The organism is Plantibacter sp. CFBP 13570, from assembly GCF_014841395.1.
In the GTDB taxonomy this organism is placed as follows: domain Bacteria; phylum Actinomycetota; class Actinomycetes; order Actinomycetales; family Microbacteriaceae; genus Plantibacter; species Plantibacter auratus.
On record NZ_JACYTW010000017.1, the window covers coordinates 1 to 24,680 of the forward strand.

The 24,680-nt window shown below is 69.9% G+C and carries 17 protein-coding genes and 1 tRNA gene; 11 read left to right on the forward strand and 7 right to left on the reverse strand.

Annotation, left to right across the window (positions count from 1 at the left end; all coding sequences use genetic code 11):
- A partial coding sequence (locus IFT89_RS07975) for a DEAD/DEAH box helicase (protein WP_213014213.1) occupies positions 1-1,345 on the reverse strand: 1,345 nt, incomplete at its 3' end.
- A 136-nt stretch (positions 1,346-1,481) separates the two neighbouring features.
- Here IFT89_RS07975 and IFT89_RS07980 point away from each other — a divergent pair.
- The gene (locus IFT89_RS07980) at positions 1,482-2,201 is read left to right on the forward strand and encodes a ferritin-like fold-containing protein (protein ID WP_079705551.1); all 720 of its coding nucleotides are present in this window, start codon (positions 1,482-1,484) and stop codon (positions 2,199-2,201) included.
- 75 nt (positions 2,202-2,276) lie between these two features.
- On the opposite strand, the gene IFT89_RS07985 is transcribed toward IFT89_RS07980, so the two are convergent.
- Positions 2,277-2,576: a hypothetical protein gene (locus IFT89_RS07985; RefSeq protein WP_079705552.1), complete on the reverse strand. Its 300-nt coding sequence runs from the start codon at positions 2,574-2,576 to the stop codon at positions 2,277-2,279.
- 2 nt (positions 2,577-2,578) lie between these two features.
- On the reverse strand, positions 2,579-2,803 hold the full coding sequence (locus IFT89_RS07990) for a DUF3107 domain-containing protein (protein WP_064296179.1): 225 nt from the start codon (positions 2,801-2,803) through the stop codon (positions 2,579-2,581).
- A gap of 141 nt (positions 2,804-2,944) precedes the next feature.
- Here IFT89_RS07990 and IFT89_RS07995 point away from each other — a divergent pair, with 141 nt between their 5' ends.
- Positions 2,945-6,130: a UrvD/REP family ATP-dependent DNA helicase gene (locus IFT89_RS07995; protein ID WP_202938693.1), complete on the forward strand. Its 3,186-nt coding sequence runs from the start codon at positions 2,945-2,947 to the stop codon at positions 6,128-6,130.
- Positions 6,094-9,402 carry an ATP-dependent DNA helicase gene (locus tag IFT89_RS08000; protein ID WP_307783475.1) on the forward strand — a complete coding sequence of 1,103 codons (3,309 nt, stop codon included), beginning with the start codon at positions 6,094-6,096 and terminating at the stop codon, positions 9,400-9,402. The genes IFT89_RS07995 and IFT89_RS08000 overlap by 37 nt, the downstream gene beginning before the upstream one ends.
- On the opposite strand, the gene IFT89_RS08005 is transcribed toward IFT89_RS08000, so the two are convergent.
- Positions 9,312-10,571, reverse strand: coding sequence for a phosphotransferase (locus IFT89_RS08005; RefSeq protein WP_079705554.1), 1,260 nt, complete (start codon positions 10,569-10,571; stop codon positions 9,312-9,314). The two genes, IFT89_RS08000 and IFT89_RS08005, sit on opposite strands and share 91 nt — an antisense overlap.
- A 63-nt stretch (positions 10,572-10,634) precedes the next feature.
- On the opposite strand from IFT89_RS08005, the gene nudC reads away from it, so the two are divergent.
- On the forward strand, positions 10,635-11,573 hold the full coding sequence (gene nudC, locus IFT89_RS08010; RefSeq protein WP_202938694.1) for an NAD(+) diphosphatase: 939 nt from the start codon (positions 10,635-10,637) through the stop codon (positions 11,571-11,573).
- Positions 11,574-11,598: 25 nt separating this feature from the next.
- Complete coding sequence (locus IFT89_RS08015) at positions 11,599-13,332, forward strand: ATP-dependent helicase (RefSeq protein ID WP_192005220.1); 1,734 nt, start codon at positions 11,599-11,601, stop codon at positions 13,330-13,332.
- Here the strand turns inward: IFT89_RS08015 and IFT89_RS08020 are convergent.
- Both IFT89_RS08020 and IFT89_RS08025 read right to left on the reverse strand, forming a co-directional pair.
- Entirely contained in the window at positions 13,220-14,089 is an 870-nt protein-coding gene (locus tag IFT89_RS08020) for a TOMM precursor leader peptide-binding protein (protein WP_137241948.1), read from the reverse strand. The genes IFT89_RS08015 and IFT89_RS08020 overlap by 113 nt on opposite strands.
- A gap of 87 nt (positions 14,090-14,176) precedes the next feature.
- Positions 14,177-15,529 carry a zinc-dependent metalloprotease gene (locus IFT89_RS08025; protein WP_082916189.1) on the reverse strand — a complete coding sequence of 451 codons (1,353 nt, stop codon included), beginning with the start codon at positions 15,527-15,529 and terminating at the stop codon, positions 14,177-14,179.
- Positions 15,530-15,694: 165 nt separating this feature from the next.
- On the opposite strand from IFT89_RS08025, the gene IFT89_RS08030 reads away from it, so the two are divergent.
- The 3 genes from IFT89_RS08030 to IFT89_RS08040 all read left to right on the forward strand — a co-directional run bounded on the left by IFT89_RS08030 (position 15,695) and on the right by IFT89_RS08040 (position 20,039).
- Positions 15,695-16,825 (forward strand): YlbL family protein, encoded by a 1,131-nt coding sequence (locus tag IFT89_RS08030; RefSeq protein ID WP_202938695.1) that lies wholly within the window; start codon positions 15,695-15,697, stop codon positions 16,823-16,825.
- Positions 16,826-16,896: 71 nt separating this feature from the next.
- Positions 16,897-19,821: a UPF0182 family membrane protein gene (locus tag IFT89_RS08035; protein WP_124769026.1), complete on the forward strand. Its 2,925-nt coding sequence runs from the start codon at positions 16,897-16,899 to the stop codon at positions 19,819-19,821.
- A 144-nt stretch (positions 19,822-19,965) separates the two neighbouring features.
- Positions 19,966-20,039: transfer RNA gene (locus IFT89_RS08040), tRNA-Met, on the forward strand.
- Between the two features lie 83 nt (positions 20,040-20,122).
- Here the strand turns inward: IFT89_RS08040 and ald are convergent.
- Positions 20,123-21,226: an alanine dehydrogenase gene (gene ald / locus IFT89_RS08045; RefSeq protein WP_124769027.1), complete on the reverse strand. Its 1,104-nt coding sequence runs from the start codon at positions 21,224-21,226 to the stop codon at positions 20,123-20,125.
- Between the two features lie 169 nt (positions 21,227-21,395).
- Here ald and IFT89_RS08050 point away from each other — a divergent pair, with 169 nt between their 5' ends.
- The 3 genes from IFT89_RS08050 (at position 21,396) to IFT89_RS08060 (ending at position 24,641) form a co-directional block, all read left to right on the forward strand.
- A complete protein-coding gene (locus IFT89_RS08050) occupies positions 21,396-21,878 on the forward strand; it encodes an Lrp/AsnC family transcriptional regulator (RefSeq protein WP_202938696.1) in 483 nt (160 codons plus the stop codon).
- 397 nt (positions 21,879-22,275) lie between these two features.
- The gene (locus IFT89_RS08055) at positions 22,276-23,637 is read left to right on the forward strand and encodes a quaternary amine ABC transporter ATP-binding protein (protein ID WP_191940801.1); all 1,362 of its coding nucleotides are present in this window, start codon (positions 22,276-22,278) and stop codon (positions 23,635-23,637) included.
- Positions 23,634-24,641, forward strand: a complete 1,008-nt coding sequence (locus IFT89_RS08060; protein WP_086473640.1) for an ABC transporter permease — start codon at positions 23,634-23,636, stop codon at positions 24,639-24,641. Before IFT89_RS08055 ends, IFT89_RS08060 begins: the two co-directional genes overlap by 4 nt.
- Positions 24,642-24,680 lie beyond the last annotated feature (39 nt).

The following is a 24,680-nucleotide window of genomic DNA, read 5'->3' on the forward strand; positions in this document are numbered from 1 at the left end:
CGCCTCCGCGTCCGCCGCGCTCACCTCCGCGACCGCCGCTGGTCCGTGAACCGTCGCGTCCGCCGCCGGTCCGCGAACCGTCGCGTCCGCCTGCGCTCCGCGAACCCTCGCGTCGCGGAGCGGGCTCGACGGCCTTGGCGGGCTTCAGCCGGCCCTTCGTGCCTTCGGCGATCCCGAGGTCGGTGAACAGGTGCGGGCTCGAGGAGTAGGTCTCCGTCGGTTCCGGCTGACCGAACTCGAGGGCGCGGTTGATGAGCGCCCACTTGTGGAGGTCGTCCCAGTCGACGAACGTGACGGCGATACCCGTCTTCCCGGCGCGACCGGTACGGCCGACGCGGTGGAGGTACGTCTTCTCGTCCTCGGGGATCGTGTGGTTGATGACGTGGGTGACGTCGTCGACGTCGATGCCACGGGCGGCGACGTCGGTGGCGATCAGGACGTCGCGCTTGCCGGCCTTGAACGACGCCATCGCCCGCTCGCGCTGCTCCTGGTTCAGGTCGCCGTGCACCGCTGCGGCGTTGAACCCGCGGTCGGTCAGTTCCTCGACGAGCTTCGCGGCGGCACGCTTGGTCCGCGTGAAGATCACGGTCTTGCCGCGACCCTCGGCCTGCAGGATGCGCGAGATCACCTCGTCCTTGTCGAGCGAGTGCGCGCGGTAGATGAGGTGCTTGATGTTGGCCTGCGTGAGCCCCTCGTCGGGGTCGCTCGCACGGATGTGGATCGGCTTGCTCATGAAGCGGCGGGCCAGGGCCACGATCGGACCGGGCATGGTCGCCGAGAACAGCATCGTGTGACGCGCGGCGGGAGTCTTGGAGAAGAGCTTCTCGATGTCGGCGAGGAAGCCGAGGTCGAGCATCTTGTCGGCCTCGTCGAGCACCATCTCGGTGATGCCCGAGAGGTCGAGGAGGCGCTGGTTGTTGAGGTCGATGAGACGGCCGGGCGTGCCGACGACGATCTGGGCGCCGGCCTTCAGCTGCTCGATCTGACCCTCGTAGGCCTTGCCGCCGTAGATGGAGACGAGCGTCGTCGACCGGTTCGAGATGAGGATCTCGATGTCCTCGGACACCTGGACGGCGAGCTCACGGGTCGGGACGACGACGAGGGTCTTGACGCCGGGAGCCGGGTCGAGGCCGAGGCGCTGGACGATCGGGATGCCGAACCCGAAGGTCTTGCCCGTACCCGTCTTGGCCTGGCCGATGATGTCCTGGCCGGCGAGCCCGAGGGGGATCGTCTGCTCCTGGATGGGGAATGGTTCGATGATGCCCTTGGTCGTGAGGGCGTCGACGATGTCCTGGTCGACACCGAGATCAGAGAAAGTCACGGAGATACCTGTCAGTGCAGTCATGGTCTACACCTTCGATTGCACACAGGTGTAGGGCCCCGATCCGACGCCGGGGCACGGCTATTCTACCCGGGACGCCCCGAGAGGCCGCTGGGCGCGCGGAACACGGCGATCGGCGCGCTGCGGATAGGGTGGTCGCATGGCTCGTTGGTTTGCACGACGTCGGCGTCCCGGCACCCAGACGCCTCGTCTGCGCTCGCGGGAGGACGCCGTCCAGGCGACCCGCGTCGACCTGCACGAGCTCGCGCCCAGCACCGCCGACTACCTCGGTCAGGTGGCGCAACTGCAGCTCGGGTTCTTCATGACGCTGTCGTTCGCGGTCGAGCACGCTCCGAACGACGCCGATCGGGAGACCGTCGCCGAGGCCGCTGCCACGGCGCTGCGCAAGCACCAGGCGCTCCTCGCCTGGCTCCGCCGGACGAGCGACGACCCGGGCGCCGTGCTCGAACCCTACGCACGCACGCGGGACGAGTTCCAGGCGATCCTGCGCACCGGCACCTGGGACGAACTCCTGCTGGGCGTCCTCGTGGCGCGGGGCTTCCTCGACGAGTTCTTCGCGCAGCTCGCGCGCGGCCTGGACGGGGCGGACGCCCGCGACCTGGCTGCGATCGTCGCCCCCGGTCCGGAGGAGGACCCGCTCGTCGGGATCCTGCACCGGGTGATCGCAACGCACCCCGAGCGAGCTTCGACGCTCGCGATGTGGGGCCGTCGGTTGCTCGGCGACACCATGCTCGTCGCCAGGTCCGCCCTCGTGACCGAGAGTAAGGCGCTGCCGGACGACGCCCGGGTCGAACCGGTCTACACGGAGCTCATCGCGAACCACACCAGACGGATGGACGCGCTCGGGCTCACGGCCTGACCGGTCGTCCCCTCCGACACGACGACGCCGCCACTCCGGGTGGAGCGACGGCGTCGATCGATCGAGCGCCTCGGGTCAGGCGGCGACGCCCTGCTGCAAGCGGGTCAGCATCGCCTCGTCCGACGAGGTGCGGACGCGGACGAGCACGAGGTCGACCACCACACTCACGACGACGGACGCGCCGAAGGCGAGCACCCAGATCCAGCCGCCGTCCCACGCCATGCCGGCCCACGTCGCCGCGACCCAGACGACGGCGGCGACGAGCGTCGCGACCGCGGGGATGAGCGCGGCCCCGTGCTGGTCGCGGCCGGGCAGGAGGTAGCGGACGGCGAGACCGAGGATGGCACCGCCGAGCACGACGAAGAGGAGTTCCATGGTCAGCCGACGAATCCGATGCGGCGGGATTCCTCGGTTCCGAGCTCGACGTAGCCGATGCCCGCGGTCGGGATGAGGTAGCTGGTGCCCTTGTCGTCCTTGAGCGCGAGCAGCTTGGCGTCCGTCTCGAGCGCGGTCTTGACCGCCTGCTCGATCTCCGACGCCGGCTGCGAGGTCTCGAAGCCGATCTCGCGAGGGCTGTTGAGGATTCCGATGCGAATTTCCACCTTGAGTGCCTTTCGGTTGCGTAGGGCAAGACTACGGGAGTCGTGGTCCTCCGACCGGCGCGGGTCGGCTGCTGTCAGCGAACAGCGGAACGCCGGTCGGCCGTCGCGGCGATGTCGGGAGGCTCCGGTAACGTGCGGACCATGACGGTTCCCGACGCCTCCGACGATCCGACGGGTGCGGTCCGTGACGCGGACCGAGCGCCCGTCGGCAACCCGGCTGTCGGCACGGGCGTCCGGCTCGACGACTCGCAGGAGGCCGTGCTGCGGCTCGCGGACGACCGGTCCGCCGTCGTGCTCGGGGCTCCCGGCACGGGCAAGACCACGACGCTCATCGAAGCGGTCGCGGAACGCGTGCACTCGCGCGGTCTGCGCACCGACGAGGTGCTCGTCATCGCCTCCTCCCGGTCATCGGCGCAGGTCCTCCGCGACCGCCTCGAGGCACGGGTCGCGCGCGCCACACCCGGATCCCTGGCGCGCACCGCCATCTCCCTCGCGCTCGAGGTCATCGCGGGCTCCGGGGCGTTCGCCGGTTCAGGACGACCGCGGTTGCTGACGGGCGGCGAGCAGGACCAGACCATCGCCGAGCGACTCCTCGGCGACGAACAGGACGCGACCGGTCCGCTGTGGCCCGCGGAGCTCGGTCCCGAGGTCAGGCGCCTGCAGGGGTTCCGCACCGAGCTCCGGAACCTCATGGAACGCAGCGTCGAACACGACGTCGCGCCTGCCGAGCTGCGTCGGCTCGGTACGGAGCACGGGCGTCCGGAGTGGGTCGCGTCCGCGGGCTTCATCGAGGGGTTCCTCGCCGACGACTGGCGCGGACACCTCACGCCCGCGGCGGCCCTCGCCCGCGCCGTCCGGCTCCTCGACGAACAGGAACCGGGAACGGGCGTGCTCGGCAGCCTGCGGGTGGTCTTCGTGGACGACGCCCAGGAGGCAACCCACGGCGTCCTGCAGCTGTTCGCCGCGCTCGCCCGACACGGGGTCACGATCGTCGCGTTCGGCGACCCCGACCTCACGACGGGTGCCTTCCACGGAGCCCGAGCCGACGCCCTCGGGCGGTTCGCCGAGGTGCTCGGTCGCCCGGTGGACACGCTCGTCCTCGGGCAGGTCCACCGCGGGACACCGGACATCCGGGCGACGGTCCGCGGCGTCGCCGAGCGCATCGGCACGGCCGGTGCCGGACTCCATCGCACGGCCGCGCCACCGGTCGACGACGCGGAGGCCCCCGAGCACTCCGTCGTCACCGTGGCGGCCGGTTCCCCGGCCGAGCAGATCGCGGTCGTCGCACGCTTCCTCCGCGAGCGCCACGTCCTCGACGGCGTCGCGTGGGCCGACATGGCGGTGGTCGTCCGCAGCGGCGGGCTGATCCCGGCGATCGAACGGGGCTTGTCCTCCCTCGAGGTGCCCACCCGGGCGAGCACCGGCGGAGCACCGCTGCGCGACCACCCGTTCGTCAGGTCGGTCCTCCTCGCCATGTCGGTGGCACTCGGGCGGACGCCGCTCGACGCCGAGGTCGTGACCGAACTCCTCCACAGCGCGCTCGGTGGACTGGACTCGATCGGGGTCAGGCGACTGCGGGCCGCGCTCCGGCACGCCGATCTCGCTGAGGGCCTCGACCGCAGCGCGGACCGCCTGCTGGAAGAGGCGTTCGCCGTCCCCGGTGCACTCATCGGACTCGAGACGCCCTCCGCCGCCCGCGCCCGCTCACTTGCCGACAGCCTCGCCGAGGCGAGCGCGCAGGCGGCGGCGGGCGCTTCGGCCGAGGAGCTCGTCTACGGCCTCTGGTCGCGGAGCAGACTCGAGCGTTCCTGGGTCTCGCTGTCGAAGGGCAGCGGTCAGGCCGCCGAGGAGGCGAACCGCGACCTCGACGCGATCACCCAGCTGGCCGATGCGGCACGTACCTTCGTCGAGGCGGAGCCCGACACCCCGGCCTCCGTCTTCCTCGACCGCCTGCTCGAACAGACGGTCGGCGACGACTCCCTCGCGCCGACGGGCCTCCGGGAGGCGGTCACGATCGCGACGCCCGCCGCCCTGGTCGGGACCGCGTTCGACACGGTCGTCGTCGCCGGCATGCAGGACGGCGTGTGGCCCAACCTGCGGGTCCGCGACTCTCTGCTCGGCGCGTCGGAGCTCGTGGAACTGCTGGAGGGCACGGCCACGGCGACGGCGGACGCACGGCGCGCGGTCCTCCACGACGAGCTCCGACTCTTCGCCCAGGCGACCTCCCGTGCGCACCGGTCGCTCATGATGGTCGCGGTCGTCGACGACGACCACCAGGCGAGCCCGTTCCTCACGCTGCTCCCCGAACCCGATCCGCACCGGGCGTCCCTGTCGCCCCTGTCGCTCCGGGGGCTCGTCGGCACCCTGCGTCGCTCGCTCACCCGCCGGATCCGCCCCGCGGACCCGGCCGAGCGTGCCGCGTCCGCCTCGGCCCTGGCCATCCTCGCGACAGCGGGAGTCCCCGGCGCTCCGACCGAGGAGTGGTACGGCGTGGCCGCACCGAGCTCGACGGCACCGCTCCACGACCCCGCCGTCGAGGAGCTGCCGGTCTCCCCGTCCCGCATGGAGGCCTTCGAGGAGTGCCCGCTGCACTGGGCGATCGCCCGACTGGGCGGCGGAGCCTCCGGGTTCGCCTCCGGGCTCGGCACGATCGTGCACGCCGCGCTCGAACACGCCGAGTCCTCCGACGAGGCCGCGCTCTGGGCGGCGGTGGAGGACCGCTGGGACGAACTCCACTTCGAAGCGGACTGGGAGGGCGCAGCGACGAAACGGCGTGCGGCGGAACTCGTCCACCGGCTGTCCGCGTACCTCCACGACGCGGAGCGCGCAGGAGTGACCTCGATCGGCAACGAGAGCCGGTTCAGCCTCCGCATCCCCATCGGAGAGTTGGGCGGCGCGGCCGTGCTCGGCGGCTCGATCGACCGCGTCGAACTCGTGCCCGACGCCGACGGGACGCGGCGCGTGGTGATCGCCGACCTCAAGACCGGCGGCTCGGCGCCCAGACAGGACCGGGAGGTCGCCGACATGGCGCAGCTCGGTGCCTACCAGCTCGCGCTGGCGTCCGGTGCGATCACCGGTACGGAGGGGCTGCTGAGCGGTGGCGCGAAGCTCATCGTTGTGTCGGCCGGCACGAAGCGCAAGGAGTACTACGACCCGGCCCAGCCCGCCTTCGACGACGAAGCCCTCGAGCGCTTCCGCGAGCGTGTTCTGGCGGACGCGGTCGGCATGGCCGGCGCGGTGTTCGAGGCCCGCGTCGGGACCCACTGCCACGACCCGTTCGCGTTCGGCGAGTGCGCCATCCACGTCGTCCCGGCGGTGAGCTCGTGAGCACGGAGGAGACCTACTCGGCCGAGATGCTCGCCGGCCTGCTCGGCCTCCCGCAACCGACGGCGCAGCAGGTCGAGGTCATCGAGGCCCCCATGGCGCCCGTACTCGTCGTCGCCGGTGCCGGGAGCGGGAAGACCGAGACCATGGCTTCACGCGTCGTGTGGCTGCTCGCCAACCGGCACGTGAACGTCGACGGGATCCTGGGGCTCACCTTCACCAGGAAGGCCGCGGGTGAGCTGGCGGCACGGATCGGCAAGCGGATCGCCGCCCTGCAGGACATCGGGATCCTGGATCCCGCGGCCGACGCGCTCTTCGACCGTCCCGAGGTGTCCACCTACAACGCCTATGCGAACGCCCTGTTCCGCGACAACGCCCTCCTGGTGGGCCGTGAGCCCGAGTCGGTCCTGCTGTCCGAGGCGTCCGCCTGGCGACTCGCGAGGCGCGTCGTGGTCCGACACGGAGACGAACGGCTCGCCACCCTCGGCAAGTCCGTCGACCAGGTGGCCGAGCTCGTCCTCTCGCTGAGTCACGAGCTCGCCGAGATCGACGGCACCCCCGAGGAGCTGCTCGGCTTCGTGGAACGGTTCGTCGGCATCGGCGAGCTCCCCGACGGTGGTCGCGGGGCGTACGCGCAGATCGACCAGGCCGTCGAGGTCGTGGGTGCCCTGCCGGTCCTGCTCGACCTCGCGCACCGGTACGCCGACGAGAAGCGCCGGCAGGGACTCGTCGAGTTCTCCGACCAGGTCGCCCTCGCGCTCGCCGCCTGCGAACGTTCGCCGAAGGTCGCCGCCGTCGCACGCGATCGCGCGGGCGTCGTCCTGCTCGACGAGTACCAGGACACCTCGGTCGTGCAGACCAGACTGCTGTCGACCCTGTTCGCCGACCACCCCGTCATGGCGGTCGGCGACCCGCACCAGTCCATCTACGGCTGGCGCGGCGCGAGCGCGGCGAACCTCGCACGGTTCTCACGCGACTTCGGTCGGGAGGTCGCCGCCACCCAGTTCAACCTGTCCACGAGTTGGCGGAACGACCGCACGGTCCTCGAAGCCGCGAACGTCCTCGTCCGCCCGTTGCAGCAGCAGGCGCAGACGGCGGGGAAGCTGCGAGTCCTCGACCTCGAGCCGAAGCCCGGCGCCGGGGCCGGCTCCCTCGCCGTCGAGTTCCCCGAGACCGGTGCCGAGGAGATCCGGGTGGTCGCCGAGTGGTGCGCGGACCGCTTGCTCGCCGAACGCGGGGGAGATCCGGCCGGTTCGGCCGCGATCCTGTTCCGGGCGCGTCGACCGATGCAGGAGTTCGCCGACGGCCTCGCGGCGCTCGGCGTCCCCCACCACATCCTCGGCCTCGGCGGTCTGCTCTCCTCGCCGGAGATCGTCGACGTGACGGCGGCACTGCGGGTCATCCACGATCCCGGTGCCGGGTCCTCGCTCATCAGACTCTTGAGCGGGCCTCGCTGGCGGATCGGCGTCCACGACCTCGGACACCTCGTGGAGGTGGCCCGGTACCTGCAGGCCATCGACTGGAAGACGAAGCGGTACGACGCCGAACTGGCCGCCCGGCTCCGTGAGTCGGTCGCCGACGACGACGGGCGGTCGATCATCGACGCGCTCGACTTCATCGCCGCGGACCGCGTGCCGGCGGGCCTCGCCGCAGGGTTCACCGACGAGGCGCGTTCGCGTCTCCGGGAGGCCGGACTGGTGTTCGCCTCCCTGCGGCGTCGTGCGGGCAGCGGCCTCCCCGATCTCGTCAGAGCGGTCGAGCGCGAGTTGCGGCTCGACATCGAGGTCGTCGCGAACGAGTCGACCGGCTCCGCGGCGCGCGCTCCGGCCAGACTGCAGGCCTTCCACGACGAGGTCATCTCGTTCATCCAGGCGGAGGAGCAGGTGACGCTCGGCAGCCTGCTGGCGTGGATCGACCGATCGCTCGCCCGAGACGACCTCGGACCGGCGAGCGACGCACCCGACCAGGGTGCTGTCCAATTGCTCACCATCCACGGTTCGAAGGGCCTCGAGTGGGATCATGTCGCGATCCCGCGGCTCGTGGTCGACGAACTGCCAGCCAAGCCGAAGGACGGCAAAGGCTGGGTGCGTCTCGGGACACTGCCGTACGACTTTCGAGGCGACGCGGCGGAGCTGCCGGAGTTCGCCTGGCGGACGGCCGAGACGCGGAAGGAGGTCGTCGACGCTCAGCTCGCCTTCTCGGAGGCGCTCGGCGAACGCGCGCTCGACGAGGAACGCCGGCTCGCGTATGTGGCGGTGACCCGCGCCAAGCACGACCTCCTGCTCACCGGCTCGTTCTGGTCGGGCGATCGCAAGCGGCCCCGTGCTGCGAGCACCTACCTCCTGGAGCTGGCCGCGGCGGGCGTCATCGCACCGCTCCCCGCAGCCTCCGCCTTCGAGGAGAACCCGGTCGACTCCGGTGCTGCGGTCCTCGACTGGCCACTCGATCCGCTCGGCGCGCGTCGGAGCGTCGTCGAGCGGGCGGCGGCCGAGGTCGACCAGCGGCGCGGACGGCCCGAGGCCGAGCTGCTGGCGACCCTCGGTCCCCTCGAGAACGAGCTGACGCTGCTCCTCGAGGAACGACGCCGTGCCGCGACGACGACCGCGCGCGGTGAACTCCCCGTGCGCATCCCCGCGTCCAAGTTCAAGGAGTTCGTCACGGAACCGGAGGCCGCACTCGAACGTCTGCGTCGCCCCGTCCCGCAGCGGCCCTACCGGCAGACCCGTCTCGGCACCCGGTTCCATTCGTGGGTCGAGGCGCACTACGGACGCTTCGGATTGCAGGAGCTGGTCGACGCGCTCCCCGAGGAGCTCGACGTCGAACGCCCGGGGCCGGACGCGTCGGAGGGGATCGGGTTCGACGAGCTCACCGAGCGGTTCCTCGCCTCGGAATGGGCGGACGTACGACCGATCGAGGTCGAGACCGAGATCCACGTGCCGCTCGGCGACACCGGACGGGTGGTGGTCTGCAAGCTCGACGCGGTGTTCGAGCGCGGGGACCGGTTCGAGATCGTCGACTGGAAGACCGGCGCGGTACCCACGACGCCGGAGGACGTGCGGAACGCCTCGTTCCAGCTCGCGCTCTACCGTCTGGCGTACGCGCACCACCGGGAGGTCGACCCCGAGCGCATCGACGCCGTGCTCTACTACGTGAGCCACGACGTGCAGCTCCGGCCGGAACGCCTCTACTCGGAGGAGGAGCTCCTGTCGGAGTGGGAGCGGTCCTTCGGGGAGGCCGCCGAGTCCCAGAGCTCGAACGACGAGGTGTCGATCTGATCCGTGGCGTTCGCGTCCGCGTCGGTTCCAGCGTGGTCGCGATCGTCGTCGGCCTCACCGTCGTCGGTGTCGTCATCGCCCGAGCCGCCGGGATCGCGGCCGAGGGCGCGCTCGAGCTCTGACCGGTCATAGGTGTCGGTCTGCATGGCGATGCCGGGGGAGGACGAGCCGATCGGCGTGCGGTCGAGCATGTCCTCGACCTCGTCGACGTCGAGGACCGGTCCGGTCGTGGTGCCGAGGGGGTCCGTCACGTCGCCGAGCACGCGGTCGACGAGCCCGTCGAGCATCGCGACGGCGTCCTCGACGATGGTCTCGTCGTGGCTGTCGCGACCGTGCAGGAGCCAGCGGGCGATCTCGAGTTCCGCGTACAGGCGCGCGCGGAGCGTGACGAAGCGGTCGGGTCCGCGGGAGCACGAGGCCGCGTAGGCGGACAGCGCCTGCTCGCCGGTCGCGCCGAGCGTCGCGATCCAGTGGAGGTCGAGGGCCGGGTCGCCGACCCGCAGCGAGCCCCACTCGATGACGCCGTTGACCAGGCCGTGGCCGTCCTGACGGATGACGAGAACCCGGTCGGCGGCGAGGGATCCGTGGATGACGGTGGGCTGGAACTGCCAGAGTGAGTGGTCCTCGACGGCCGCCTGCCAGCGCTCCCGGACGGCGGTCGGGAGAAGCCTCGTCTCGGCGGCGCGGGACACGATGCGGTGTGCGTCCGCCCGGATGAGCTCGGTGGACAGCAGCGGGAGGCCCGCTTCCGCGATGAAGGCCGTCGGGAGGGAGTGGATCGCGGCGACCGCGGCACCGAGCGAGTCGGAGAGGACCTCGTCGCGGCCGAGCGCGGTCGGGTCGAGGTGACTGCCGGCCACGAAGTCGAGCACCACGGCGCGAGTGCCGTCGACGGGCAGTTGGCCCACGACGGTCGGGGCGTCGAAGGGCAACCTGCTGCGGATACCCGGCGTGAGTGCGCGAAGGGCGATGAGGTCCGCGGACTGCTCCGTCTCGGCCTGCTGTGAGGTCGGGATGCGCACGATGAGCTCGCGCCCGTCAGCCGTCACGAGACGGGCCGCGTCGTAGTTCCCCTCGCCGCCGGCGGTGTGCGCGCCGGACCCGCGGACCTGGAGGTCGGCGACGGCCGAGGTGGCCAACGCGGCTAGAGTGAGATGGGATCTGGCCATGACATCCAGGGTACGGGGCCGTCCCGGTGAGCCGCGCTCGCCACGCCCTCAGAGAGGTTGTCCATGACGATTCAGGTTCGCGCACTCGCCGGTCTACCGCTTGCGAGAGGCGGACTCGACCGTCACGGCGAGCTCCGTTCACGACCGGACGTGCTCGACGGACTGCGGGTCGATCCGAACGCCCGAGCCGTCGTCCTCCGCGGCCGGCGCGCACTCGTGACCGGCGACGCGCTCGACCTCCTGGATCCCTCGGACCTGCCCGAGCCGGAGCTCATGGTCTACCTCGGAAGCACCGTCGAGGACACCCCGGAAACACCAACGGGCACCGACATCCTGCTGTGGGTCCTCGCCGACGCCGATGCCGACGCGATCACCGAGCATGAGGACCGCTGGTTCGACCTCCGTCGGAGCGGACACCGGCTGTCCGACCGCGACGTCGGGATCCTGGCGACGTCGCTGGCGATCGCCGGCTGGCACCGAGCCGAGCCGTTCTGTGCGCACTGCGGCTCGCCGACCACCGTCCACAACGCCGGGTGGGCACGGCATTGCCCGGTCGACGGCAACGAACTCTTCCCGCGCATGGATCCCGCGGTCATCGTCGCGGTCGTCGATCCTCAGGGACGGATACTGCTCGGGTCGAACGCGATGTGGGAGCACAACCGGTATTCACTGCTGGCTGGCTACGTCGATGCCGGCGAGTCTCTCGAGCAAGCCGTCGCCCGCGAGATCTTCGAGGAGTCGGGGATGCGTCTCGGCACTCCCGTCTACCTCGGTTCGCAGCCGTGGCCGTTCCCGCGCTCGCTCATGCTCGGCTTCGTCGCCCCGCTCGCGGAGGATCAGGATCCGGAGGCGCTCGTCCCGGACGGCCAGGAGATCCTCGACCTCCGGTGGTTCACGCGGGAGGAACTCGAGGACCCGGCCACCGACGTCATCCTCCCCGGACCGTCGTCGATCGCACGAGCCGTGATCGACGAGTGGCTTCGCGGATCCTGGTCTCGATGAGGCGCGGCACCACCGAGGGGCCCCGATGAGCAGTCCGGCCGAACTGCTGGCCGGACTCGACCCCGACCAGGCCGTCGCAGCGGAGGCGCTCCGCGGACCCGTGTGCATGCTCGCCGGCGCAGGCACCGGCAAGACCCGCGCGATCACCCATCGCATCGCCTACGGGGTCGCGACCGGGACCTACACGGCGTCGCGCGTCATGGCGCTCACCTTCACCAGCCGCGCCGCTGCTGAACTGCGTGGTCGGCTCCGGGCGCTCGGAGCCGAGGGCGTCTCGGCCAGGACCTTCCACGCCTCCGCGCTCTCGCAGCTGAACTTCTTCTGGCCCCAGGTCGTCGGCGGTCAGGTGCCCGCGCTCGTCGAGAGCAAGGGCCGGGTGCTCGGGCACGCAGCCGAACGGCTCCGGTTGCGGGTCGACACCGCGACCCTGCGCGACGTGGCGGGCGAGATCGAATGGCGCAAGGTGTCCGGCCTGACCCTCGAGCAGTATGCGGCGTCGAACCGGCCGCTGCCGGCCAAGCTGTCCCTCGAGCAGGTCGTCTCGCTCCAGGAGACCTACGAGCAGTTGAAGGACGAGCGCCGGCGCATCGACTTCGAGGACGTCCTGCTCGCCTGCGCCGGCATGATCGAGACCGAGCCCGCCGTCGCCATGCAGGTGCACGAGCAGTACCGCTTCTTCGTCGTGGACGAGTACCAGGACGTCTCGCCGCTGCAGCACCGACTCCTCGAACTCTGGCTGGGCGGTCGACGGGACGTGTGCGTCGTCGGCGACGCGAGCCAGACCATCTACTCCTTCGCCGGTGCCCGTTCCGACTACCTGCTCGACTTCCCGACCAGGTACCACGACGCCACGGTCGTCCGGCTCGAGCGCAACTACCGCTCCGCCCCGCCGGTCGTGGCCGCGGCGAACACGCTCATGCGGGGGCGCCCGGGGGCGTTGCACCTCTCAGCGGCCACCGCACGCGACGACGAGGGCACCCAGACCGCACGCCCTGAGACGCCGGCGGTCGGCCTGCGGCAGTACCCGAACGAGCTGTCCGAGGCGAGAGGCGTCGCCTCGGAGATCCTCGTGCAGCTGCAGGCGGGCGTCCCGGCCTCGGAGATCGCCGTGCTCTACCGGATCAACGTCCAGGCGGCGGCGTTGGAGACGGCCCTCGGCGAAGCCGGCATCCCCTACGTCATGCACGGCTCCAAGCGCTTCTTCGAGCTGCCCGAGGTACGGCAGGCCCTGCTCCAGCTCCGCGCTGCCTCCGTCTCGATCAGTGGTGAGCCCCTGTTCAAGTCCGTGAGCGACGTGCTCCGGTCGCTCGGCTGGAGCCAGGACCCGCCCGACGGCGGCGGCGCGGTGCGCGACCGCTGGGAGTCGCTCAACGCGATCATGGGGCTCGTCGACCAGGCGCCGGAGGGGACCTCGTTCCGCGCCTTCACGGATGAGCTGCAACTGCGGCAGGCCGCGCAGCACGAGCCGACGGTCGAGGCGGTCACGCTGGCGACCCTGCACTCGGCGAAGGGCCTCGAGTGGGAGGCCGTGCACCTCATCGGGCTCTCCGAGGGCTATCTGCCGATCTCCTACGCGAAACAGTTCGAGCAGGCGGACGAGGAACGGAGGCTCCTCTACGTCGGCATCACGCGCGCCAAGCGGCTGCTCAACCTGTCCTGGTCCGAGACGCAGCAACGCGGTGGTCGTCGCGAGCCGTCGCGATTCCTGGCAGAGCTCGGCATGCGCACCTCGAGTGCTCCCGGACGACGCGGCGCCTGACCCCACCGGTCGCGGCGTCGACCACCAGCTGGGTGCTCGCGAGGATGGGCTGGGACGCGTCGAGGTGTCGGAGCACCAGACGGGTCACGCGGGTCGCGACCTCCGCACCGAGGAGCTGGGTGTCGAGTGGCGAGCGGTGCCCGAGAAGCTGGGAGGCGACGGCCGGCCAGGCCGGGTCGTCGTCGGTGCGGTGCAGCTCGACGCAGTGCAGGCACGGCCCTGAGCCGGGTGTCACGAACGGCCCGATCCGGACGACACGATCGCTGAACACGACCGGCAGGTGCGGGACGTCGTCGCGCAGCCACCGCGTGTACCGACTCGGCGGGATGACGAAGTCGGCGACGAGGACGGCGACGTCGACCCGGCCAGGGTGCGACCCGGCTCCGGTCGACCCGGACTCCGGTGGCAGGAGTGCGACCGCCTCCTGCTCGGAGAGGAGGCGTCGGAGGAGCTCGGCCGCCAGGCTCGCGCCGTCCACGACGACCCGGTGCGTCACGGCGGGGCCGGAGGTGGGGCCGCCGTGCTCGATCACCGGGTCGAGCGTCGAGAGGACGCGATCGATCTCGTGGGCTGGGATGTCGAAGGCGTCCGCGAGTCGTCGTTCGACCAGAGCCGGGAAGCCGGCACGCAGTGCCGCGACGACCTGCTCGGTCTCGGTCCGGACGCTGTCGAGCACGACCGCTTCATCGACTCCCACCTGCAGGCTGTGAGGGGTTCGCCAGAGCAGCGGTCTCCTGGGATCGAGGCGCGTCGTCATCCATCGATGATGGCGGGTCGACGACCGGTCGCGTCGGCACTCTCCACAGCCCGCCCGGAAGGACGAGCTGTGGAGCGTCGCCGTGGATCAGACCGGGGGGCCGCCGGCACCGTTCGGGCCGGAGGGCTCCGAACCGGGCTCGTCGTCGTGCTGGTCGCCGCGTTCCTCGCCACGGAGGAGGTCTTCGAGCGCGAGATCCATCTCGTCCTGCTCGGGGCGCTCACCCCTGGCCTCAGCTTCGAGGCGCGCGATGAGCGCCTCCGGGGCGTCGATGTCGGCTGCGGTCGGCACGAGGTCGGGGTGCGACCACAGGGCGTCGCGCTGCGCGGTACCGACGGCGTCGGTGACCTGCTGCCACATCTGCGCAGCCTCGCGCAGCCGGCGGGGTCGCAGCTCGAGTCCCACGAGCGCGCCCAAGGCCTGTTCGGCCGGCCCACCGGCGGCGCGGCGTCGGCGGACGGTCTCCGCGATGGCCGCGGAGCGGGGGAGACGCTCGGTGGCTGCCGCGGTGACCACGTCGACCCAGCCCTCGATGAGGGCGAGCGTCGTCTCGAGTCGGGCGAGGCTCGCGTCCTGCGCCTCGGTTCGGGCGGGGATGAGCGCACCGCTCGTCATGGCCTCTCGGAGTTCCTCGGGGTTCGACGGGTCGAAGCTCTCGGCGAGCTCCTCGAGTCGCTCGGTGTCGATCCGGATGCCGCGTGCGAAGTCGGTGATCGAGGAGATGAGGTGCAGGCGGAGCCAGCGGGCGTGGCGGAAGAGTCGTGCGTGCGCGAGTTCACGGACCGCGAGGTAGATCTGGACCTGATCCGCCGGGATGTCGAGACCCTCGCCGAAGTCGGCGACGTTCTGGGGCACCAGGGCGGCCTCGTTGTCGTCGAGCAGTGGGATGCCGATGTCGCCGCCGGAGACGACCTCCTTGGAGAGCTGACCGACGACCTGTCCGAGCTGCATCGCGAAGAGCGTGCCGCCGATGCCGCGGACGAGCTGTCCGGCGTTCGCGATCATGCTCGACAGCTCCTCGGGCGCGCGTTCCGTGAGCACGCCGGTCAGGGCGTTCGCGATGTTCGTGGCCACCGGCTCGGCGAGCTGCGTCCAGAACGGCATCGTCTTCGTGGCCCAGCGCGTCCTCGTGTACAGGGCCGGTTCGCTCGACAGCTCGGCCACGTCGGTGACGTCGGCGAGCCACAGGGAGGCGATGTGGAACGCCTGCTCGAACGCCGCACGCTGCTCGGGCGTCGTGTCCTGGGAGCCGTCCCCGGCGATGGTCTTCGCCTGCTGGAGCGAGGTGTCCCAGTTGATGCCGTCGCCACCGGAGCGGAGTGCGCCCTGGAGCTGCGACATGAGCGCAGCGAGACTGGCCGGATCGCTGGGAAGGCCGGCGGCGCCGGCGAGCTGGCTCGGGTCGAACGAACCGTTGCCGGAGAGGAGCTCGCGGAGCATGTCGCGGAACTCGTCCTCCGGACTCTTGTCGGAATCCTCTGGCACGTCAGCCGCCTCTCAGATAGCTCGGTGCTGGGCCTTCTACGCTAGTCGCACCTCGCTGAAGAATCGCCGGGGTATGGTTGGTCGGGTTTCCGCCCACCGCGAACACTCCGGAAGGCTTGCATGTCGCTCTTCGCCGATGAGGCTCCCACCGCTTCGGCGCCGACCGGTCAGGGTCGCAATCGTCGCGCTCGGTTCGGTTGGATCGTGCTCAGCCTCTCGCTCGTCCTCCTCGGCGTGCTGTCGGCGGTTCCCGCGCCGTACGTCATCGAACAGCCGGGTCCCGTGTTCAACGTGCTGGGTACGACCGAGGGTGACGACGGCGACGTCCCGCTCATCGAGGTCCACGACGAGCAGACCTACGACACCGGCGGCACGCTCGACATGTTGACGGTCCAGCTGGTCGGGAATCCGCAACGGAGCCCGGGCTGGCTCGACATCGTCTCGGCCTGGTTCGACCCGAGCCGCGCCGTCGTGCCGATGGACCTCTACTTCCCGCCCGGCGTCACGACCGAGCAGCGCGACGAGCAGAACGCGACCCTCATGGTCGACTCGCAGCAGGACTCGGTCGCGGCGGCGTTGCGCGAGCTCGGGTACGAGGTTCCCGAGCACATCGTGGTGGCACAGATCGCTGAGGGTGCGCCCGCGCAGGGGGTGCTGCGGCTCGACGACGAGATCGTCGCGGTCGACGGCACGCCCGTGACCGACCTGGCCGGCCTGCGGGACGCGATCAACGCCAACGGTACGGACAAGCCGGTCACGCTCGACATCGTGCGTGGGGGAGTGGCGAGCACCGTCGAGATCACGCCGACGACCGCGACCGCGTCCGACGGGACGACCTCGACCGTGATCGGCATCGGTACCAAGACCACCTACGACCTCCCCGTCGACATCACCATCCAGCTCGACAACGTCGGCGGCCCGAGCGCCGGCATGATGTTCGCGCTCGGCATGATCGACCTGCTCACCCCGGGTGAGCTCAACGGCGGGAAGGACGTCGCCGGTACCGGGACGATCGACGCCGACGGGAACGTCGGCGCGATCGGCGGCATCCGGCAGAAGCTGTTCGGCGCGAAGGACGCCGGGGCCGAGTGGTTCCTGGCACCGGAGAGCAACTGCGACGAGGTCGCCGGACACGTCCCCGACGGCTTGACGGTCTTCGCCGTGAAGACCCTCGACGATTCGCTCACAGCGCTCAAGGCCATCGCGGACGGAGCCGACACGAGCAAGCTGCCCACCTGCTCGGCCGGTTGACCACTTCGGGCGCTCTCCCAGCCCGGCCGCTTTAGGATGGGTGGGACGACCCCTATCTGAAGAGGCCACACGTGACATCCGCAGCAGCAGAGAAGCCCCTGTCCACTCAGCGCCGACGCGCCCCGATCGCGATCACGGTGGCGATCATCGCCGCGCTCCTCATCGGGTTCTTCGTGTTCTCGGGGTTCTACGCCGACCTGCTGTGGTTCCAACAGCTCGGCTTCACCGAGGTCCTGACCACGCAGTGGATCGCGGCGATCGCCATGTTCCTCGTCGGGTTCGTGGGGATGGCCCTCCCTGTCTGGCTGGCCATCGAGATCGCCTACCGGACCCGTCCGGTCTACGCGAAGCTCAGCTCGCAGGTCGACCGCTACCAGCAGGTGGTCGAGCCGCTCCGCCGACTCGCGACCTACGGGATCCCGGCGCTCTTCGGGCTCTTCGGCGGTGTCGCCGCGGCCTCGCGCTGGCAGCTGGTGCTGCTGTGGATGAATGGCACCCCGTCCGGCACCAAGGACCCGCAGTTCAACCTCGACGTGTCGTTCTACCTCTTCGACCTGCCGTTCTTCCAGGCCGTGGTCGCCTTCTCCTCGGCGGTCGTCCTGATCGCCCTCATCGCAACCGCCGTCGTCACCTACCTCTACGGAGGCATCCGGGTGGTCAGCCGCGAGGTCTGGATCTCCATGGCGGCCCGCGTGCAGATCTCGGTGCTCGCCGCGCTGTACCTGATCCTGCAGGCCGTCAGCCTCTGGCTCGACCAGTACACGACACTGAACGACACCGGCACGCTGATCACCGGCGCCTCGTACACCGACGTCGCCGCGACCATCCCCGGTCGGGTCATCCTCGCCGGGATCGCGCTCATGGTCGCCGTCCTGTTCGTCGTGACCGCGTTCACCGGCCGCTGGCGTCTGCCGCTCGTCGGTACCGCGCTGCTCATCGTCGCGTCCCTCATCGTCGGCAGCCTCTACCCGTGGATCGTCCAGCGTTTCCAGGTGGAGCCGAACGCGAAGAGCCTCGAGACGCCGTACATCAAGCGGAACATCGACATGACCCGCGACGCCTACGGGATCGCCGACGTCGAGGAGGAGGAGTACGCGGCCACCACCGACGCGACGCCCGGAGCGCTCCGTCAGGACGCCGAGACCACGGCGAACATCCGGATCATCGACCCGTCGCTCGTGAGCGCCTCGGTTGCGCAGCTCGAGCAGTTCAAGCAGTTCTACTCCTTCGACAAGCAGCTCGACGTCGACCGCTACAACATCGACGGCAAGACCCAGGACGCCGTCGTCGCGGTCCGCGAGCTGAACGTCGCCGGCCTCGACAACTCGCAGTCGTGGATCAACAACACCGTCGTTTACACCCACGGGTACGGTCTGGTCGCCGCGTACGGCAACCAGCGCTCGGCCTCCGGTGAGCCGGTCTTCCTCGAGTCGGGCATCCCCACCACCGGCGCGCTCGGCGACTTCGAGCCGCGCGTGTACTTCGGTGAGCAGTCGCCCGACTACTCCATCGTCGGCGCTCCCAAGGGCGCGGACCCGGTGGAGCTCGACTACCCGTCGGGCACCCAGGGTGAGTCGCAGACCTACACGACCTTCGACGGCGACGGCGGGCCCAAGCTCGACAACGTCTTCAAGAAGCTCGTCTACGCGCTCAAGTTCCAGTCGGAGCAGATCTTCCTCTCCGACTCCGTGAACAGCCAGTCGCAGATCCTCTACGACCGCGACCCGCTCACCCGGGTCCAGAAGGTCGCTCCCTACCTGACGCTCGACTCCGACCCCTACCCGTCCGTGGTGGACGGTCAGATCGTCTGGATCGTCGACGGCTACACGACGAGCGCCAGCTACCCCTACTCGAAGACCGTGAGCCTGTCCGACACGATCTCCGACTCGGTCACGCCGGCGCAGAACTACGCGCTCGACGACGTCAACTACATCCGGAACTCGGTGAAGGCGACCGTCAACGCGTACGACGGCAAGGTGACGCTCTACAGCTGGGACGACCAGGATCCGATCCTCAAGACCTGGCAGAAGGTGTTCCCGTCGACGGTCAAGCCGATGTCGGACATGTCCGGCGATCTGATGAGCCACGTCCGGTACCCGGCCGACCTCTTCAAGGTCCAGCGTTCGGTGCTCGGCCAGTACCACGTCACCAACGCCGGTTCGTTCTACTCGAGCGAGGACGCGTGGGTCACCCCCAACGACCCGCAGTCGACCGACACGGAGAAGAAGTACCAGCCGCCGTACTACCTGACGATGCAGCTGCCCGAGCAGGACGCGCCGTCCTTCTCCCTGTACTCCACGTTCATCCCGCGTCAGGGCGGTGAGCAGTCGCGGAACGTGCTGACCGGCTACCTCGCGGTCGATGCGAACGCCGGCGCCGAGGACGGCAAGCGGAGCTCCGACTACGGCAAGATCAGACTCTTGACCCTGCCGAAGGACGACACCGTGCCGGGCCCCGGCCAGGTGCAGAACACCTTCGACTCCGATCCGAGCGTGTCGAGCCAGATCAACATCCTGAAGCAGGGCCAGACCGAGGTGCTGAACGGCAACCTGCTGACCGTGCCGGTCGGTGGCGGTCTGCTCTACGTGCAGCCGGTCTACGTGAAGTCCACCGGCGACACGAGCTTCCCGCTCCTGCAGAAGGTGCTCGTCGCCTTCGGCGACCAGATCGCCTTCGAAGACACGCTGGACGAGGCGCTCGACGTCCTGTTCGGCGGCGACTCGGGTGCGGATGCGGGAGACACCAACGTCCCGGGCGACAGCACGACGCCCCCGACGGACGGCACGGACACCGGCGGCGGAACCGACACGGGTTCGACCCCGAGCACGGGCGACCCGACGGTGGATGCGCAGATCAAGACCCTGCTCGACCAGGCGAAGGCAGCGATGGTCGAGAAGGACGCGGCCATGGCGAGCGGTGACTGGGCTGCCTACGGGGTGGCGGACAAGAAGATCTCCGACGCACTGGCGCAGGCGCTCGCACTGCTGAACGGCTGACTCCGAGCCTGCAATCCGAACGGCGTCGCCCTGACGGGCGGCGCCGTTCGGCGTTCCAGGAGGAGGGATTCGGCCGGAATCGGAGTGCTTGGCGGCACGCGATTTGCACGCCCCCAGAATGCATGCTAGGTTTATCTCTTGTGCCGCAGGGTGGAGCAGTTCGGTAGCTCGCTGGGCTCATAACCCAGAGGTCGTAGGTTCAAATCCTGCCCCTGCAACAGAAAAGATGAAATCCCGGTCTCCTCGAGACCGGGATTTCGTCGTTTCCGGGGATGATCGCCCGCCGTCGGCGGGCTGTGGGTCAGCCCATCGTCGCGACGTGGAGGCCGAACGCCGCGGCCACGCCGGCGTTGGTGACCGCACCCGCGTGGATGTTGACGCCCGCGCGAAGTGCTGCGTCGGCCGCCACTGCGTCGTTCGTGCCCTGGTCGGCGATGGCGAGTGCGTACCGGAGGGTGGCGTTGGTCAGCGCGCGCGTCGAGGTCTCCGGGACGGCACCGGGCATGTTGGCCACGCAGTAGTAGAGGCTGTCGTGGACACGGAACGTGGGGTCGTCGTGCGTCGTCGGCCGTGAGCCCTCGAAACAGCCGCCCTGGTCGATCGCGATGTCGACGAGCACCGAGCCGGGCTTCATGTCCGCCACCATGGCGTCGGTGACGAGCTTCGGGGCCTGGGCCCCGGGGATGAGCACCGAGCCGATGACGAGGTCGGCGTCGCGGAGCTGCTCCGCGATCTCGTACGCCGATGACGGCCTGGTCTGGATCTGCCCGCTGAAGCGGTTCTCCAGCTCGCGCAGGCGAGGGATGGAAATGTCGATGATCGTGACGTCCGCCTGCATGCCGAGCGCGTTGGCTGCTGCGTGCTCGCCGGCGACCCCGCCGCCGATGACGACGACCTTCGCCTTGGGGGTTCCGGGCACGCCGCCCAGCAGGATCCCTCGTCCACCGGTGGCGCGCATGAGGTGGTAGGCGCCGACTTGCGTGGACAGTCGTCCTGCGACCTCGCTCATCGGCTGCAGGAGCGGCAGGGAGCGGTTGGGGAGCTGCACGGTCTCATAGGCGATCGCGGTGGTCCCAGAGGCGATCAGGGCGTCGGTGAGCGGACGGTCCGCCGCGAGGTGGAGGTAGGTGAAGAGCGTCTGGTCGGCCCGCAGGAAGTCGTACTCGGCGGCGACGGGCTCCTTCACCTTGAGCAGGAGGTCGCCCGCCGCCCAGACGGAGGCCGCGTCGGTGGCGATGGTCGCGCCGGCGGCACGATACGCCTCGTCGAGATTGCCGGACCCGAGGCCGGCGCCCGCCTGGACGACGACCTCATGGCCGTGTCGGACGAGTTCGTGGACGCCGCCTGGCGTCGCCGCGACCCGGTTCTCGTTGTTCTTGATCTCCGTGGGGATGCCGATTCGCATGGCTGGTTCCTCTCGCAGGCTGGGCCAAGGCTCGGCTCTCCCGCTCATCGGTGGACGGTGTGCGACTATTCTGAGGTTGCTGCGTTTCAGCCGGATGAACACCGCAGCTTTCGCGGAATTCATGTCTGAATTCGATGATGCTTCGGCTGAAGAGGAGAGTGGGCGCAGGATGACGAACAATCTGCACGGGCGGGCGGACCTCGACGACGTCGACCACGCACTGCTGCGGCTCCTGCAGGAGAACGCGCGCATGACGAACGCCCGCATGGCGGAGCTCGTCGGCATCGCCCCCTCGACGTGCGTCGCCCGGGTGCGGTCGCTCGTCGATCGCGGCGTGATCACGGGGTTCTCGGCGTGTATCGACCCGGTCGCGGTCGGGCTCGGTCTCGAGGCGCTCATCAGCGTCAACATCAGGGCGGGGGCTCGCGCCCGTATCGCCGAGTTCAGCTCCGGCATCCGACAGCTCCCGGAGGTCGTGCAGGTGTTCTTCCTCGGCGGCTCCGAGGACTTCGTCATCCATCTCGCGGCTCGGGACAGTGCCCACATCCGCGACTTCGTCGTCGAGCATCTGTCGGCCGATCCGACGGTCGCCTCGACCCGCACGAGCCTGGTCTTCGATCACTCGTTCATCGGCGTCGCGGTGGGGGAGTGAGGGCGATCCACGCCGGTACCGGCCGGACGAAGGTCACGAACGCATAACGAAGGAGTTCGGCGGAAAACCCTGACCATGTTCGGTTTTGCCAGGGAGGCCGTGCGCGATGTCCGCCTTTTGGGGGATCCTCGATTAGCCAGCAGCTGTGAGTTTCGTTAGCGTTGTCGACGGCCCGCAAGGGCTGACCTACGTAACCGCGTCCCGCCCCCTGTCGCCCCGTGACGGCGTGCTGGACGTACGGTCGAACGCCACGCGGTAGCCGTTGTCGCCCCACGTGATCCGAGCCCGCGCGCTGTCCATCAGTGCGCCGATGGGGCGGATCGAGAGCCGTTCGACCCGGCCTGACGATCGACAGGAAGAGCGCACCGCGGTTCCGCGTGCGCTTCCAGGAGAACACATGACCGAAACGATTGCCGTCTCCGCGACGGGACTGTACAAGGTCTTCGGCAGGAAGCCGAAGGAAGCCGTGAAACGCCTGCAGGCCGGTGCCTCGCGTGACGAACTCGCCTCCGGCGGGACCACCGCAGCTGTCATCGACGCCTCGTTCGAGGTGAAACAGGGCGAGATCTTCGTCGTGATGGGCCTCTCCGGCTCGGGCAAGTCGACGCTGATCCGGATGCTCAACGGCCTGCTCGAACCGACGGCGGGCACCGTGACCATCGCCGGGAAGCCGATCTCGGGGGTGTCCTCGAAGCAGCTGCGTGCGGTCCGACAGGACAACATCTCGATGGTCTTCCAGCACTTCGCCCTGCTGCCGCACCGCACGGTGCTCGAGAACGCCGCCTACGGACTCGAGGTGAAGGGTGTGCCGGCCGCTGAACGACGCGAGCGGGCCCAGGCCGTCGTCGAGCGCGTCGGGCTCGCAGGCTGGGAGGACAAGCTCCCGGGCCAGCTCTCGGGTGGGATGCAGCAGCGCGTCGGCCTCGCCCGCGCACTCGCCTCGGACACCGACATCCTCCTCATGGACGAGGCGTTCTCCGCGCTCGATCCCCTCATCCGCCGCGAGATGCAGGAGCAGCTCGTCGAGCTGCAGGCCGAGCTCGGCAAGACCATCGTGTTCATCACCCACGACCTCAACGAGGCGATGTTCCTCGGCGACCGGATCGCCGTCATGCGCGACGGCCGGATCGTCCAGGTCGGCACCCCGAACGACATCCTGACCGACCCGGCGAACGACTACGTCGCCCAGTTCGTGCAGGACGTCGACCGCGCCCGCGTCCTGACCGCCGGTGGTGTGATGGAACCCGCGCGCTCCGTCGTCTCCGCGTCCGCCGGACCTCGGGCCGCCCTGCGCATCATGCGCGACCTGCAGACCTCGACCGCCTTCGTGGTCGGTCCGGGTCGGCAGCTCCTCGGCGTCGTCCGCGACAAGGACGTGCTGCGCCTCGTCCGTGCGGGCGACCACGAGCTCGGCAGCGTCATCACCGCCGACCTCGCCACGGTCTCGCCGGAGGCGGCGCTCGTCGACCTCTTCGAGTCCGCCGTCGAGAGTGCCCTGCCCGTCGCCGTCGTGGACGAGCGGACGCGCCTGCTGGGCGTCGTCCCGCGGGTGACCCTGCTCGCCGCCGTCGGCAACGTCCCGACCAACACGGACGAGATCAGCCTCGTCGGGCCGCCGGCGACGGTGCCCGTCGAGCTCATCACGGCGACCCTGCGGTCGACCGCGGAGGACCCGCAGCACCCCGACGACGTGACCTCGTCGATCGAGACCAGCGCCGCCGAACCGGCAGCGAGCCTGCCGGAAGGGAGTGTCCGATGAACGGCATCCGTCTCCAGTCGTCCGGGTTCCTGGACGCCATCACCCGCCCCGAGATCGGAGCGTGGGTCGAAGCCTTCGTCGACTTCATCACCGACGTCTTCCAGCCCGTCTTCGACGTCATCCGGAGCGTCTTCCAGGGGCTGTACGACGGCGTCGACCTCGTGCTCAGTGGTCCGCCGTTCTGGGTGATCATCATCGTCGCCGCCCTGCTGGCCTTCGTCGCACGGGGCCCGGTGTTCGCCATCGGCTCCGCGGTCGGGCTGTTGATCATCGTCGGCGTCGAGCAGTGGGACAACGCGATGGACTCGCTCTCGCTCGTGCTTGTGGCCGGACTCATCGCCATCGTGATCGGGATCCCACTCGGCATCCTGGCGGCGCGCTCGAAGGTCGCGTCGTCGATCATCCGGCCGTTGCTCGACTTCATGCAGACGACTCCCGCGTTCGTCTACCTCATCCCCGCGCTCATCCTGTTCCGCATCGGCGTCGTCCCGGGCATCGTCGCGACGATCGTCTTCGCGCTGGCCCCGGCCGTCCGTCTCACGGAACTCGGGATCCGCAACGTCGACCGCGAGGTCGTCGAGGCCGGCAACGCGTTCGGCGCTTCCTCCTGGCGGATCCTCCGCCAGATCCAGCTGCCGCTCGCGATGCCGAACATCATGGCCGGTGTCAACCAGGTCATCATGCTCTCGCTCTCGATGGTCGTCATCGCCGGCATGGTGGGCGCCGGCGGCCTGGGTGGCGACGTCGTCAAGAGCCTCTCCCGGATCGACATCCAGCTCGGCTCCGAAGCGGGCCTGTCGGTCGTCATCCTGGCGATCTTCCTGGACCGTCTCACGGCTTCCCTCGGCGGCGGTCGCAAGCAGCGCGGGAAGCGCACGAAGGCTGCCCCGTCCTCGCCCGGCGGGATCCGACCGGCGCCTGCCTCGAGCACCACGACGACTGACAGCACCGCCTCCGGTGAGGAGCAGCGCACTCCCGCCGAGTCGCCGACCACCGTGCGGTGACCCACCGGCACACAGCTTCCATCCGACGACACCGATCCC

Excerpts from the sequence above, each read along its gene's own strand:
- IFT89_RS07980 (WP_079705551.1), top strand. The coding sequence starts at position 1,482 with ATGGCTCGTTGGTTTGCACGACGTCGGCGTCCCGGCACCCAGACGCCT.
- IFT89_RS07985 (WP_079705552.1), bottom strand. The coding sequence starts at position 2,576 with ATGGAACTCCTCTTCGTCGTGCTCGGCGGTGCCATCCTCGGTCTCGCC.
- IFT89_RS07995 (WP_202938693.1), top strand. The coding sequence starts at position 2,945 with ATGACGGTTCCCGACGCCTCCGACGATCCGACGGGTGCGGTCCGTGAC.
- IFT89_RS08005 (WP_079705554.1), bottom strand. The coding sequence starts at position 10,571 with ATGGCCAGATCCCATCTCACTCTAGCCGCGTTGGCCACCTCGGCCGTC.
- nudC (WP_202938694.1), top strand. The coding sequence starts at position 10,635 with ATGACGATTCAGGTTCGCGCACTCGCCGGTCTACCGCTTGCGAGAGGC.
- IFT89_RS08015 (WP_192005220.1), top strand. The coding sequence starts at position 11,599 with ATGAGCAGTCCGGCCGAACTGCTGGCCGGACTCGACCCCGACCAGGCC.
- IFT89_RS08020 (WP_137241948.1), bottom strand. The coding sequence starts at position 14,089 with ATGACGACGCGCCTCGATCCCAGGAGACCGCTGCTCTGGCGAACCCCT.
- IFT89_RS08025 (WP_082916189.1), bottom strand. The coding sequence starts at position 15,529 with ATGCTCCGCGAGCTCCTCTCCGGCAACGGTTCGTTCGACCCGAGCCAG.
- IFT89_RS08030 (WP_202938695.1), top strand. The coding sequence starts at position 15,695 with ATGTCGCTCTTCGCCGATGAGGCTCCCACCGCTTCGGCGCCGACCGGT.
- ald (WP_124769027.1), bottom strand. The coding sequence starts at position 21,226 with ATGCGAATCGGCATCCCCACGGAGATCAAGAACAACGAGAACCGGGTC.
- IFT89_RS08050 (WP_202938696.1), top strand. The coding sequence starts at position 21,396 with ATGACGAACAATCTGCACGGGCGGGCGGACCTCGACGACGTCGACCAC.
- IFT89_RS08055 (WP_191940801.1), top strand. The coding sequence starts at position 22,276 with ATGACCGAAACGATTGCCGTCTCCGCGACGGGACTGTACAAGGTCTTC.
- IFT89_RS08060 (WP_086473640.1), top strand. The coding sequence starts at position 23,634 with ATGAACGGCATCCGTCTCCAGTCGTCCGGGTTCCTGGACGCCATCACC.